Source organism: Sphingobacterium lactis, from assembly GCF_051951495.1.
GTDB lineage: Bacteria > Bacteroidota > Bacteroidia > Sphingobacteriales > Sphingobacteriaceae > Sphingobacterium > Sphingobacterium lactis_A.
This window is the reverse complement of the sequence record NZ_JBNHAS010000002.1, coordinates 549,643-563,968: the sequence shown is the minus strand read 5'-3', so window position 1 is coordinate 563,968 and position 14,326 is coordinate 549,643. Positions and strand designations below refer to the sequence as shown.

The 14,326-nt window shown below is 38.8% G+C and carries 12 protein-coding genes; 7 read left to right on the top strand and 5 right to left on the bottom strand.

Annotation, left to right across the window (positions count from 1 at the left end):
• The first annotated feature begins 187 nt into the window (after window positions 1-187).
• From ACP6L2_RS10075 to ACP6L2_RS10060, 4 genes are all read left to right on the top strand, one after another.
• On the top strand, window positions 188-607 hold the full coding sequence (locus ACP6L2_RS10075) for a cytochrome c maturation protein CcmE domain-containing protein (RefSeq protein WP_344672972.1): 420 nt from the start codon (window positions 188-190) through the stop codon (window positions 605-607).
• A gap of 21 nt (window positions 608-628) precedes the next feature.
• Window positions 629-3,097, top strand: coding sequence for a heme lyase CcmF/NrfE family subunit (locus tag ACP6L2_RS10070; RefSeq protein WP_440509073.1), 2,469 nt, complete (start codon window positions 629-631; stop codon window positions 3,095-3,097).
• Entirely contained in the window at window positions 3,097-3,879 is a 783-nt protein-coding gene (locus ACP6L2_RS10065) for a Rossmann-like and DUF2520 domain-containing protein (RefSeq protein WP_440509072.1), read from the top strand. Before ACP6L2_RS10070 ends, ACP6L2_RS10065 begins: the two co-directional genes overlap by 1 nt.
• A 177-nt stretch (window positions 3,880-4,056) precedes the next feature.
• Window positions 4,057-5,610, top strand: coding sequence for an FMN-binding glutamate synthase family protein (locus tag ACP6L2_RS10060; RefSeq protein WP_440509071.1), 1,554 nt, complete (start codon window positions 4,057-4,059; stop codon window positions 5,608-5,610).
• 25 nt (window positions 5,611-5,635) lie between these two features.
• Here the strand turns inward: ACP6L2_RS10060 and ACP6L2_RS10055 are convergent, their stop codons facing one another.
• Window positions 5,636-6,079 carry a MarR family winged helix-turn-helix transcriptional regulator gene (locus ACP6L2_RS10055; RefSeq protein ID WP_344672976.1) on the bottom strand — a complete coding sequence of 148 codons (444 nt, stop codon included), beginning with the start codon at window positions 6,077-6,079 and terminating at the stop codon, window positions 5,636-5,638.
• A gap of 115 nt (window positions 6,080-6,194) precedes the next feature.
• On the opposite strand from ACP6L2_RS10055, the gene ACP6L2_RS10050 reads away from it, so the two are divergent.
• Window positions 6,195-6,686 carry a hypothetical protein gene (locus ACP6L2_RS10050; protein ID WP_440509070.1) on the top strand — a complete coding sequence of 164 codons (492 nt, stop codon included), beginning with the start codon at window positions 6,195-6,197 and terminating at the stop codon, window positions 6,684-6,686.
• Between the two features lie 24 nt (window positions 6,687-6,710).
• Here ACP6L2_RS10050 and ACP6L2_RS10045 read toward each other — a convergent pair whose 3' ends face one another.
• Window positions 6,711-7,487 (bottom strand): amidohydrolase, encoded by a 777-nt coding sequence (locus ACP6L2_RS10045; protein ID WP_440509069.1) that lies wholly within the window; start codon window positions 7,485-7,487, stop codon window positions 6,711-6,713.
• Window positions 7,488-7,545: 58 nt separating this feature from the next.
• Complete coding sequence (locus ACP6L2_RS10040) at window positions 7,546-8,523, bottom strand: polyprenyl synthetase family protein (RefSeq protein ID WP_440509068.1); 978 nt, start codon at window positions 8,521-8,523, stop codon at window positions 7,546-7,548.
• 98 nt (window positions 8,524-8,621) lie between these two features.
• Here ACP6L2_RS10040 and ACP6L2_RS10035 point away from each other — a divergent pair, with 98 nt between their 5' ends.
• Both ACP6L2_RS10035 and ACP6L2_RS10030 read left to right on the top strand, forming a co-directional pair.
• The gene (locus ACP6L2_RS10035) at window positions 8,622-9,794 is read left to right on the top strand and encodes a glycosyltransferase family 4 protein (protein ID WP_440509067.1); all 1,173 of its coding nucleotides are present in this window, start codon (window positions 8,622-8,624) and stop codon (window positions 9,792-9,794) included.
• 18 nt (window positions 9,795-9,812) lie between these two features.
• Complete coding sequence (locus ACP6L2_RS10030) at window positions 9,813-10,142, top strand: iron-sulfur cluster assembly protein (protein ID WP_344672981.1); 330 nt, start codon at window positions 9,813-9,815, stop codon at window positions 10,140-10,142.
• Here ACP6L2_RS10030 and uvrC read toward each other — a convergent pair.
• Both uvrC and ACP6L2_RS10020 read right to left on the bottom strand, forming a co-directional pair.
• Window positions 10,137-11,942 (bottom strand): excinuclease ABC subunit UvrC, encoded by a 1,806-nt coding sequence (gene uvrC / locus ACP6L2_RS10025; protein WP_440509066.1) that lies wholly within the window; start codon window positions 11,940-11,942, stop codon window positions 10,137-10,139. The genes ACP6L2_RS10030 and uvrC overlap by 6 nt on opposite strands.
• Window positions 11,943-12,014: 72 nt before the next feature.
• Window positions 12,015-14,276 carry a penicillin-binding protein 1A gene (locus tag ACP6L2_RS10020; protein WP_440509065.1) on the bottom strand — a complete coding sequence of 754 codons (2,262 nt, stop codon included), beginning with the start codon at window positions 14,274-14,276 and terminating at the stop codon, window positions 12,015-12,017.
• Window positions 14,277-14,326: the final 50 nt, after the last annotated feature.

Genomic DNA, 14,326 nt, shown 5'->3' with positions numbered 1-14,326 from the left:
ATTAAATTTCATCTTTCCTTTAAAAAGCTTTCTTCTTTAGTAGGCAGAATAACCTAAGCAATAATCACTTACGCGTAAAACCTATAGTAAATTAGAACAATTCTAAATAACTGCAAATAATTGCTAATTTCATTCCTTCCCTTAGTATTTCGTAAATTTGCAGTTGGATAATAGTATTTAGAAGATAATGAAGAAGAGTTCTATCATTTTAATGGTAATCATTGCGGTAGCAATTGCGATGATTTTAGTGATTTACACTGACTCCAGTACGTATTCTACTTTTACGGAAGCAAAGGAAAAGAATACGGAATTGTATGTTGTAGGTGTATTGAACAAACAGAAGGAATTGACATATGATCCTGTGAAGGATGCAAATCATTTTTCTTTTTACATGTATGACAACGACAGTACAGAGTGTCAGGTAGTATTCAATGGATCAAAGCCACAGGATATCGAGCGTTCTGAACAGATCGTATTAACTGGTAAAATGGAGGGTAATACGTTCCATGCGAGTAAAATATTGATGAAGTGTCCTTCGAAATACAATCAAGATCAAATGGAGGTTCAAGAGATTACCGCAGAACCAAAAACAGCATCAGTAAACTAATTCAATAACAGTTAACCATATATGGACGTCAATTACGTTGGGGAGAATCTCCTTCCTGGAAAGATTGGGCAATTCTTTGTTGTATTATCATTCGGAGCAGCCTTATTTTCCTTAATATCTTATTTCTTCGCCGCTAAACAACCTGAGGATAAATCCTGGAAAACACTAGGACGCATAGGTTTTTGGCTTAATGCCTTATCTATCCTCGTTATCGGGTCTACTCTTTTCTACATTATCTACAATCACTTTTTTGAATATCATTACGCTTGGTCGCATTCATCAACGACCCTTCCAACGCATTATATCATTTCTGCTTTTTGGGAAGGACAGGAAGGAAGTTTCTGGTTATGGATGTTTTGGCAAGTCATCTTAGGAATAGTATTGGTTTTTAGAGCAAAGACCTGGGAAGCACCCGTTATGACCTTTGTTATGCTGTGTCAACTTTTCTTAGCTTCCATGCTTTTAGGTGTTGAGATCTTTGGCTCACGTGTGGGTAGTTCACCCTTTATCCTTTTACGTGATGCCATGGACTGGCCTTTCTTAAAAGACCCTAACTACTTAAGCATGATTAAAGATGGTCGTGGCTTAAATCCATTGTTACAGAACTATTGGATGGTTATCCACCCTCCTACTTTATTCTTAGGATTTGCCTCGATGATTGTTCCTTTTGCCTATGCAGCAGCTGGATTATGGCAAAAACGCTATAAAGAGTGGATTAATCCTGGATTACCATGGGCACTTTTTGCTGTTATGATATTAGGAGCAGGTATTATCATGGGTTCTTTCTGGGCTTATGAAGCATTGAACTTTGGCGGTTTCTGGGCATGGGATCCTGTAGAGAATGTATCCATTATTCCATGGTTTACATTGATTGCAGCGGTGCACGTTATGATTGCCTTTAAAAATACAGGTCATGCATACTTTACTTCGGCGTTCTTATGTTTGATCAGCTTTGTGCTGGTTATTTATGCTTCTTACCTAACACGTAGTGGTATTCTGGGAGAAACTTCTGTTCACTCCTTTACCAGCTTGGGTATGTCTGGACAGTTGATACTTTTCAACTTGACATTCTTAGGCATCATGATCTTTTTCTTGGCAACGCGTAAAAAGCAGATGCCAAGTACACAAAAAGAAGAAGAAATCTATTCCCGTGAATTCTGGTTGTTTATCGGTGCATTGGTATTAACAGTTGCCTGTGTGCAGATGATCGCGACAACCTCTATTCCGGTATTCAACGCTTTATTTGGTACTAAGGTCGCTCCTCCGATTGACCCTATTCCACATTATAACAAATGGCAGGGTGCTTTTGCAGTTGTTGTTATGTTATTGACGGCATTTACACAATTCTTAAAATACAAACGTTCTGATGTTAAGAAATTCTGGGCAGCAACGATTGCTTCATTAGTATTTGCTGTTTTCATTTCAGCAGCCATCGTTTACTTTACGAAGGTGTACACCAACATCATGTACATCCTCATCACCTTCTCTGCGGTATTTGGTATTCTTGCCAACTTACGTATTCTAGGTGATGCATTCAAAGGCAAATGGCGTTTAGCAGGTTCTGCTGTATCCCACATTGGTTTTGGGTTATTATTAATCGGAGCTTTGATCGCTGCGGCTACCAATGAGGTTATTTCTGTAAACAACAGTAATTACATCGCCGTTGCAGGTTTCGATAAAGTGGAAAAACCAGGTGAGAATTTATTCTTGACAGAAGGTGAGCCCGTACAGATGGGTGATTATAAAATTACCTATGTGGGCGATTCTATTGCTGCTCCAAACGTATTTTATAAAATTAAATACGAAAAGATTGACGAGGAAACAGGCAAAGTATTGGAATCCTTTATTCTTAGTCCATTTGCACAGAATAATCCGCAAATGGGAGGTCTAATTGGAACTCCAGGTACGAAGCATTTCTTGACACACGATATTTATACCTTGATTACTGCTGCGGCATCTGATTCACAAGCTGGCGTTACACCAAAAGAAGAAGGCAAAGGCACGAATATAGAAGAATATGATGAGCCTGCTACTTATCAGGTGGCGGTTGGTGATACCTTGAGATACCGTAATGGTTATTATGTGATCGAGGGTGTTGACCACAATGCGAATGTAGAAAACATGTCTAAAGGGGCTAATGATCTCATGGTTAAAATGAAGATCAAGATTGTTGCTGCTGATGGAAAAGAATTTAATGCAGACCCAGTATTCGTATTGAAGAACAACAATTACTTTGACTTCCCGAAAACGGTTGAAGAACAAGGGTTGATGTTCCGCTTCACGAAGATACTTCCTGCAGAGAAGAAGTTAGAACTAATGGCTTACCAGAAGCCATTACCTCAAAAGAAATGGGTGGTATTTAAAGCAATTAAATTCCCTTACATCAACTTCTTCTGGTGTGGAACGATCGTGATGACCATCGGTTTCTGTATGGCAATCTACCGTCGTGTAAAAGATGGGAAAAACAAAGGATCTAAAGAATTAGCTTAATGAAAATTGTTCTGATTGGAAGTGGTAATTTATCGACCCATCTGGGTAAGGCTATCCTGAAATTAGAACAGCATCAGCTTATTCAAGTTTATAGTAAAACATTAGCCAATGCTGAAGCATTGGCTAATGTTTTATCCGTACCTGCGATTGCTGATCTAGCGGATCTCCAAACAGATGCAGATCTTTATATACTGGCGGTAAGTGATGCTGCTATTGCTTCCGTATCAGATTCTCTTCCTAAAGATTTAAAAGGAATAGTAATTCACTGCTCTGGGGCTACTCCTATGGAGCAGTTGCATAACAATCTTAATCATGGGGTTATCTACCCTATTCAAAGTTTCTCTAAAACATTGGATGTCGACCTTCAGCAAGTTCCATTGGGCGTAGAAGGATCTTCAGATTCAGTTAAAAGAAAGCTAACAGCATTTGCAAAGGATTTATCTAAAAAAGTATTTCCATGTTCAACAGAACAACGACTTGCAATTCATGTAGGAGCAGTCTTTGCGAATAATTTTACGAATGCCCTTTTCCAAGTGTCTTATGAGCTCATGGAACAGCATGGATTATCCTTTGATTTGATACGTCCCATCATTCTGGAGACGGCAGAAAAGGTTCAAAAACAAGTCCCTGCCCTAGTTCAGACAGGCCCTGCTGTACGAAATGATGAAATTACGATGCAAAGACATTTGCAGTTTATTAGCAGCAATCCAGATTGGCAACTTATTTACCAACAAATATCAGCGCTTATTACAAAAAGAAAAGGGAAAAAGGGCGAAAATTAGAAAATCATTAAATCTTCAATACAAAGGTTAATTCTTTTCATATCATCAACTAACTTACTAATTTTGCACTTTAAATAACCGGAGCTTGCTGGCTATGAATTAATAATGGCACATTTATAGCAGCAATTGTAAAAGGTATTTATAAATTTAAATTAGATTAAGCATAAGATAAACATCATGCCTGTAAGAAATCTCATTCTCGGTATTATTATCGTAATCAACCTGATTATTATTTCATTTGGGTTAATCTTTACCCCAAGTTGGTTTTGGTTACTTATTATCCCTCTGCCTTTATTGATTGTCGCAATTTACCACGGCTTCCAAACAAGCCATGCTATCTTGCGTAACTATCCGGTAGTAGGTTATTTCCGTTACTTTTTAGAATCTATCCGTCCAGAGTTACGTCAGTATTTCTGGGAATCGGATACGGATGGTCGTCCATTCAACAGACGCCAACGTAGTATTGTTTACCAACGTGCGAAGAACCAACGTGAGACAGTAGCATTTGGTATGCAGTCTGACCCACAAACCATAGGTAACGAGTGGGCTGCGCACAGTATTTTTCCTGTTCACATCGAAGATCATAACCTTCGTACCATGGTAGGAAATAGCGCCTGTAAACAACCTTATAGCTTAAGTGTGTTCAATATCTCCGCAATGAGTTATGGTGCTTTGAGCCGCACTGCAATCACTGCATTGAACAAAGGTGCTGCTTTGCAGAACTTTGCGCATAATACAGGTGAAGGTGGTATCAGCCAATACCATATTTCTGGTGGTGACTTAATTTGGCAAGTAGGTACAGGATACTTCGGTTGTCGTGATGAGCACGGTTACTTTGAACCAAACTTATTCCGCGAGAAATCAACTCGTCCTTATGTTAAAATGATCGAGTTGAAACTATCTCAAGGTGCTAAACCAGGTCATGGTGGTATTCTACCAGCAGCTAAAAACACGCCAGAAGTAGCTGCTATCCGTCACGTAGTACCTGGAACAGACGTAATGTCTCCTCCAGCTCACTCTTCTTTTACTAATCCAGTAGAGATGATGCACTTCATCCAAAAGATGCGTGAATTATCAGACTACAAACCAGTAGGTTTTAAATTATGTATTGGGGATAAGCAAGAGTTTATTGATATCTGTCAAGCCATGCAAGAGACGCAAATCATGCCTGACTTTATTTCGGTGGATGGTTCAGAAGGTGGTACAGGTGCTGCACCATTGGAATTTACCGATAACTTAGGTATGCCATTATACGATGCTTTGGCATTTGTGACCACTACGCTAATCAATTTTGGCTTAAAGAAACATATTAAAATCATCGTGTCCAGCCGTATCGTTACAGGATTTGACATCCTTAAGGTTATTGCATTAGGTGCAGATGCTTGTTATTCAGCGCGTGGAATGATGTTCGCTTTAGGATGTATCCAAGCATTGAAATGTAATGAGGACGTTTGTCCAGTAGGTGTTGCAACGCAACGTCCATACTTATACAAAGGATTGAATGTGGATGATAAATACGTACGTGTTGCTCAATTCCACAGAAATACCCTTCGTGCAACGGTAGAGATCATGGAAGCCTGTGGTTTCAAAACCTTAGACGATGTAAATGCGGATAAATTCTTCCGTAAAGTGGATAGTCAAAACACGTTGAGTTTCCAAGATATCTATTTCAAATCGACTGGTAAATTAGTGAATAGCCGTAGCGATTTCGCACCAGAGGTATTTGATTAATAGAAAGATTATTAAGAAATAGGACCTATTTTAGGTTATTAAAAACTATCTCTAAAAGTTGTTGAGCTTGTTGCATGGATTTCTTATCCACACCGCTCATCGCTTCGGAGATAGTTTTTTCTGCTTGTAGCATACACTTGTCCTTCAACTTGTGCCCCAAAGCAGTCAAATATATCTGGTTGGTTCTTTTATCACCCGAACTACACACCCGAACCAATAGCTTTTGTTTCTCTAAATTAGAAATCAATCGAGATACGGAAGGCTTATCTCGGAATGTCAATCTGGCCAAATCCTGCTGACTTAATCCCTCTGCATCCCATAGAAAATAAAGAATACTCCACTGCTCTGCAGTGATATTCAATCCACTCTCTTTAAAATTTCGTTGTAGTCTTCTGCCAATGGCCGTAGACACTCTCCCCGTTAGGAAAGAATAAAATTCATCCGCGTAACGCGTTTCATCACTCATCATGTAAGGTTAATTTGGTGGCTAAGTTGCCTTTGCAATAATAAAATAAAAATATATAAAAGCAAATTATTTTAGGAATACACAAGCTTATGCTCGATTAATTCATTATATTTAGGCTATGGAAAATCCATTAGGAATAGGTCTATTGATTATTGCTGGTATTATTTATAAGGTTTATAAATCATTTCAGGAGGAACAGAACAAAGCTAAAGAGCGCATGGAAAAACTAAAGCGTCAGCAAAAGTCTGTAACGAAACAAGCTGATATTCCTATGCCGAAACGCCAAATGAGGCATCCTGCACCTGATATTCCATATCAAAAACCAGAGACTGTTCAACAGAAACCTAAGTTTGAAGATTACCCAGAATTTAGGGAAGTACAAAAACCAGTCGTAAAGGAAAAAGTCACCTACAGGGAAGAAATGCCTGAGGAAGTGGTGCATATCCAAGAGATGAAACGTATTCAAAAGGAGCGATATTCAACCCAAAAAAGTAAGGATACGACCAATAAATTACAACGAGTAGAATTACACCCTTTGGAAGAGCATAGCTTTGATCTAAGGCAGGCAGTCATTCAAGAGGCCATTCTAAAAAGGCCATATCAAGACTAAGCAGCTATTAAACTAATTGAGCTATTATAAGATTTTAAATTGATCCTGATCGTTCAAGAAAGGGAACTGTGCTCTATTGTCTTCCAAATCCTTTGGATTCAAGGTAAAAGTATATAGATCTTCATCCTCTGGTTTATAATAAACCACATCTCCACTTGGTGCAATACACATTGATCCTCCAGAATAGTAAACTTCTTTACCATCATGTCCTACCCTATTGACACCAATTACGTAGGATTGGTTTTCAATGGCACGAGCAGGGATTAGTGCCCGCCAATGTGCAGAGCGTTTATCTGGCCAACTGGCCGTGTAAACTAATAAATCATAGGCTGCATTTTGGTTTCTAGACCATGCCGGGAAGCGAAGGTCATAGCATACCATCGGACAGATACGCCAACCTTTTAATTGGAAAATGATACGGGATTGTCCGGCTGTAAAGACCTTTTCCTCTCCACCCATACTAAATAGGTGTCTCTTATCGTAATGTACAAAACTGCCATCCGGAGACATCCAGATAAATCGATTATAATACTTGCCAGACTCTTCGATAATTAAAGAACCTGCCACAACACATCCAAATTTCTGCGAAGTCTCATATAACCAATGCATGGTCTTCCCATTCATGGTCTCTGCACACTTCTCTACATTGGTCGTAAAACCCGTATTAAACATCTCTGGTAAGATGATTAAATCCGTTTTCTCCCGTAGAGAAGACAACCTTAAACCGAGGTTCTGAAGGTTCTTATCAACGTTCTCCCAAAATAAGTAAGCTTGAAATATGGTGATTTTTAATGGCTCCATTCGAATTACAATACGCTATATGCTACAAAATAAAAAAAACTCTACAAATAAACTAATTTTACTTAGCTCGATGCATCAACATATCGGCTAAAGCAAATAGTTCTTCTTTACGCGTTGCGTCTACATTCAATTGTGATAATTGTTCATAGGCTAAATGCATATAACGTTGTTTTACCCCTTCAGCGTATTGATCAACATTTAATTTTGCATATAAGTTTTTCATACGGTTCACCTTGTCCTCATTACTGATGTTCGAATCTTGAATCAGCAATTGGAATTCCTCCTGATCAGCATCTTTAGCAAGGTGCTGAGTATGAATATGTAGTATAGTTTTTTTATTGGCTAGAATATCACCACCCACTTGTTTACCAAAGCTGGAAGGATCTCCATAGACATCTAAAAAATCATCTTGCAATTGAAAGGCAATTCCAAGGTTAACACCAAAACCATATATTAAATCTTGTTGTTCTTTAGTAGCGTTGGCCAATATAGCCCCCATTTGTAAAGCACCGCCCAAGAGAACGGAAGTCTTTAGCTTGATCATGCGAAGGTAATCCTCTTCTTTGACCTCGAGCTGATTTTCAAAATCCATATCCAATTGCTGTCCCTCACAGACTTCAATTGCTACTTGATTGAACACAGTTAGTAATTCCGCAATATGCTCCTTCGGACTTTTCCCCAATTCCTGATAAGCTTTTACCAAAAGACCATCACCAGATAGGATTGCCACATTGTTATTCCACTTCTCATGTACCGTATCTTTTCCACGACGTAGCGGCGCATTATCCATAATATCATCATGGATCAAGGAGAAATTATGAAAATACTCAATGGCAGCACTGGCAGGTAAAGCTTTCGACATATCTTGCTCTCCAAATAACCTTGCAGACATCAAAACCAGCATAGGACGGATACGCTTTCCTGCTAATGAAAGAATATACCGAATAGGATCGTAAAGTTCCTGAGGCTCATTTGGAAATTCTGCTTGCTGAATATAATTGGAGATAAGTTTACTATAGGGATTTTGCTCGAACATATTAACTAAAAATTGGTACGAAGATAAGCAATTTACTGCGAAATGCCTTTTGAATATTCGCTGTATACTATGTAAATTGCGGAAATTAGACCCCCAATATGCGTATATTAATCGTTCATAATGAGTACCAACATATAGGTGGCGAGGACTTCGTCGTAAAACAAGAAATGGATGCCCTACTAGCCAACCATGAAGTAGAGCGTTTTACGACTAAAAATGTGAAAGGATTGGCGGGTTATCTTCAATATCTTACCTATCCCATGAACTGGAAGGAGACCAAGCGCTTAAAAGAGAAAATTAAGGCTTTCAAACCTGACATTGTTCATATCCATAATATGCATTATGGATTAGGTCCCTTATTTATTTTACACATTAAAAAACTAGGTATCCCCATGCTGATGACTTTGCATAACTTTCGTTTGCTATGTCCATCGGCAACACTTTTTTATGATGGAAATATCTTCTTAGATTCTATTTCGAGGAACTTCCCTTGGCTGGCAGTACGCCTAAAAGTATTAGAAAACTCCTATATCAAGACCTTTTGGACGGCTTTTACTTATTGGGTACATCGAAAAAGAGGAACTTTCGATATGGTCGATCGATACATTGTACTTTCTGATTTCTCCAAGAGGTTATTTGAACGCTCTACTTTTCCTGTCAAGATGAAGAAGTTTAGTGTTAAGCCCAATTTTGTTGAAGACTTCCCAGCTGTGGAGGCAGAGACTGGTGATGAATTTGTCTATGTAGGTCGTTTATCAGAAGAAAAAGGAATACTTCCATTACTGCATGCTTGGAAAGCTAGCAATTACAAGTTAAAAATCTTTGGAACAGGACCTTTGCAGGAAGAAGTGGAGAAGATTTGTCAGCACAGTGACAATATTCAATATTTTGGATTCCAAAATAAGGACACCCTTCGCAAGCATATGGCAGCTGCAAGCGCCGTAATAGTTCCTTCAATATGCTATGAGTCAATGCCTTTAGCTGTTTTAGAAGCTTATTCATTAGGTGTACCTGTGCTTGCCAGCAATGTTGGTATTTTAGGCGAAATGGTTGTACCTTTGTATACAGGAATGTTATTTGACCCTCATAACCATAGCCAACTAATCCAAAGACTAGGCGAATGGACAGCTTTAGATCCCGAGAAAAAGCAAGTGATTAAAGCGAATTGTAGAGAAGAATTCCTCAAAAAATATCAGCAGAAGATCGTCATGAAACAATTGGAAGCATGTTATCAGGCTGTTTTAGATGAAAAAACTGCTGGCAATAATTAAATTAGAAAGGAAACAATCATGAACATTATCGTAATGGATAGATTAGGTCTTGCTCCTCAGATTGAGGCTGCATTGGCTACTGTATATGATCCAGAGTTAAAACCAGCCAACATATTGGATCTAGGACTGGTTTATGAAATTATTACCAAAGAAAACAGACAAGCTAAGATCGTGATGACCCTGACGGCTCCAGGCTGTCCTGTTGCTGGAGAGTTAATGAACGAAGTACAACAAAAAGTATCTGCCATTGAAGGAATAGATGAGGCAATCGTTGAATTGACTTTTGATCCACCTTGGAATAGAGATATGATGAGTGAAGAAGCTAAGCTTGAACTAGGCTTCTTATAGGCTCAATTCTGAAAAATACTGACGAAGTGCTTGTACCTGTTTTAGGTTAAGCACTTTTTTTAGGTCCTCATCAGAAGCTTCACGAATTTTCTTTACCGATCTAAACGTCTTTAAGAGCTTCTCTACAGTCACTTTTCCAATTCCTGGTATATTATCCAACTCCGACACGAAAGTCTTCCTACTGCGTTGATTTCGGTGAAAGGTAATACCAAATCGATGCGCTTCATCTCTCAGGTGTTGAATAATCTTTAGCGTCTCCGATTTCTTGTCTAAATAAAGTGGGTATTGATCACCGGGGTAATATAACTCTTCCAATCTCTTAGCAATACCAATTACCGTAACTTTCTTTTCAATGCCCAATAGCTTTAAGCTCTTCAGTGCTGCGCCCAATTGTCCCTTACCACCATCAATTACAATAAGCTGAGGCAATGACTGGTCTTCATCCAATAATCGCCTATAACGCCTAAAAACAGCCTCCTCCATTGTAGCAAAGTCATTTGGTCCCTCAACTGTTTTCACATTAAAGTGTCGGTAGTCTTTTTTAGAAGGTTTGGCATCTTTGAAAACCACTATGGCAGATACGGGATAATTACCTTGAATATTGGAGTTATCAAAACATTCAATATGTCTTGGCAGTACAGGTAACCTCAGGTCTTTCTGCATTTGTGTCAATACACGCTCTGTTTTAACTTCCGGATTTAGTTTTTCGTATTGTAAAAGTCGCTCTTTCTTAAAATAAGCAACATTCTTAAGGGAAAGCTCCAATAGCTTCTTCTTCTCCCCTAACTTAGGAATGACAAATTTTATCTCCTCGTTTCCTTCGATATCCAATTCGAAAGGAACTATAATTTCTCTGGAGAGACTACGGTATCTCGATCGAATCTCAGGAATAGCAATAGCCAGAAGTTCCGCATCGGTTTCATCCAATCGTTTTTTAAGTTCTACGGTTTGAGTTTGGATAATAACCCCATTGACCACCCTTAGGAAGTTTACAAAGGCATAGTTATTCTCTGAAGCAATGCTAAATACATCGACATTACTGATGGAAGAATTCACTACGGTAGACTTACTTTGGTAGTTCGCCAATTTCTCCAATTTCACTTTAAACTTATGCGCACCTTCAAAATCCATAGCTTCCACTGCACCTTGCATCTGTTCTTTCAGGCGATTGGTCACTACGCCAATTTTTCCATTTAAGATATCTTTGATATCGGAAAGATTCTGATCGTAATCTTCTTCTGTCTGGTATCCCTCACAAGGTCCCTTACAATTCCCAATCTGATATTCTAAACAAACCTTAAACTTCCCTTTGGAAATGTTTTCCTCCGTTAAACTGAGGTTACAGGTACGCAGCGGAAACAGCTCCCTAATCATATCCAGCACGATATGCATCATACCCACGGAGGCATAAGGACCAAAATATCGAGAGCCATCCTTAATGTACTTACGTGTCCAGAAGATTCTTGGGAAGCGTTCATTCTTGATAACAATCCATGGATAGGTCTTGTCATCCTTCAACATCACGTTGTATCGTGGCTGATGTTTTTTGATCAGGTTATTCTCCAATAACCAGGCATCAATCTCCGTATCCACAATAGTAAAAGCTATCCGATTGATCTTGCGAACCAATACCCGAGTTTTACTATTAAGCTGCTGCGGATTGACAAAATACGAGCTTACCCTGTTTTTAAGGTTCTTGGCTTTACCTACATAAATCAGGACATCATCTTTATCGAAATATTGGTAGACACCAGGTTTATGGGGTATTTTGCTTAATTCCTTTTTATAATCAAATTCCATCTTATCACACAAAAAAACCAGACCAATCGGTATTATCCGTACGGGTCTGGTTTAAATTTATTAAAGTTAGGGCTAAAATCCTAACCGATCATCATCTAACTGTTGTGAATCGGATTGTGAAGGTTCATTTCCATAGAATTTGGAATAATTCGAACAATCCATTTCAAATCGGGTAATACCACCCTCTGGTTTAGGGAAGTCTTCCTGCGAATAATTCAAGTTCTTATCCGCATACACCTTTCGCATAAACAAACCAAATACTGGCATGGCCGCTGCTGCACCTTGTCCATATTGCATACTACTAAAGCTAATACCACGGTCTTCTGCACCTGTCCAGACTCCTGCTACCAGTTCCGGTGTAATACCGATAAACCAAGCATCGGAGTTGTCATTCGTTGTACCTGTTTTACCACCTATCGGATTTTTCAATCCACCAAAGTTAGGATCCCAACGTAAGCGACTACCCGTACCACCATCGACTACACCTTTCAGCATATCCACCATCGCATAAGCCGTTTCTTTATTCAATACCATCGATACTTTTGGTGCCTTCTCATAGATCGGCGCACCATTTTTATCTTCAATACGCAAGATCATCGTCGGCTCTACATAAGTACCTTGATTTACAAAGGCAGAATAAGCTCCAACCATGTCAAATAAAGAAGCATCATAAGAACCCAATGCAATCGATAAGTTATTTGGGATATTAGAATTCACACCCATTCTTTTGGTGAACTCGGCAACATTAGATGCCCCAACTTCCGAAATCAAATATGCAGAAGCATAGTTCTGTGAGTATTTTATCGCATTCTTTAGAGTAATAGGGTCACCGCCTTGTACGGTTCCCTTAGGTGTCCAATCACCATAAGTCTGCATGTGGTTAGGAATAGACACACATGGTCCATAACCATTGTCAATAGCATAAGCATATACAAATGGCTTAGCTGTTGAACCTACTTGGCGTGTTCCTAAGCGTACTTGATCATATTTAAAGTGCTCAAAGTTAATACCACCTACCCAAGCTTTGATATAACCTGTTTTCGGTTCCATCGCCATCATGGCATTTCTTAAGAACAATTTCGTGTATTTAATCGAGTCCAATGGCGTCATCACTGTATCCACCGAACCCTTCCAAGTAAACAAAGTCATAGGGACTTTCTTCTCAAACTCCTTTTTGATTTGATCTTCTGTCATACCTTCTGCTTTTAAAGTATGCCAGCGATCAGAACGCTTCATACCGGTAATCAGAAGATTGGCATTCTTTCCAGTAAAGGCATTTCTACGCTTCCACTGTTTATCAAATTCACGTTGCAGACGAGTCATCCATTCCTTTTGAGCATCCTCTGCATATTGTTGCATCTTATAATTGATCGGTGTATAGATTTTCAATCCATCACGATCTAAATCATAAGGAGTACCATCAGGTTTAGTGATAGCTAAACGTTGAAATTCTTTCTTAATCTCTTCTTTTAATACCGCACGGAAATAAGGTGCTAAACCTTCTCCATAGTTTGAAATGGTTAATTTCAATCCTAAAGGTTTTGCCTTATTTTTCTCAAACTCCTCACTACTGATGAAGTTTTGATCACGCATGTTTTGCAACACCAAGTTACGGCGAGCTAAAGCACGCTCAGGACGACGTACTGGAGAATATTCACCTGGACCTTTCAACATCCCTACCAATAAAGCTGCTTGATCTGGTGTTAATTTCTCTGGAGTCGAATTGAAATAAGTACGAGCAGCGGATTTAATACCAAAGGTATTATAAGCACCGAAATCAACGGTGTTGAAATACATCATCACAATCTCTTCTTTGGTATAATTTCGCTCTAAACGAACTGCAGTAATCCATTCTTGGAACTTCTGCATGATACGTTTTAAGGAATTCTTCGCGCGGCGCTCACCAAATAAGTTTAATGCTAGCTGTTGAGTAATGGTACTACCACCTTGTTTATTTCCACCTAGGGTTAAAACAACAGTTGATAAGGTACGGGAATAGTCAATTCCGGAGTGTTCGTAAAAACGCTTATCCTCCGTAGAAACCAACGCCTGTACTAAAGAAGGCGATAATTCACTATATTTTACATTCGAACGATTATGAACATAATACGTTCCTAAAACTTTGTTATCATCAGTAATGATTTCTGAAGCCAAATTACTCTTTGGGTTCTCCAGATCCTTAAAGGTTGGTAATTTTCCAAATATCCCCACACGGACACTAATGAGGAACAATAAAGCAAAAACAATTACCCCGATTAACAGCTTCCAATAATTTAGGCTATACCGTTTTACATCTTCTTCTGTAAGTTTGCTATTCTTTGATTCTCTCTTCATTTGCTATTTAACGAATAATCCACTTATTATGGACCTACATGGATTCCATA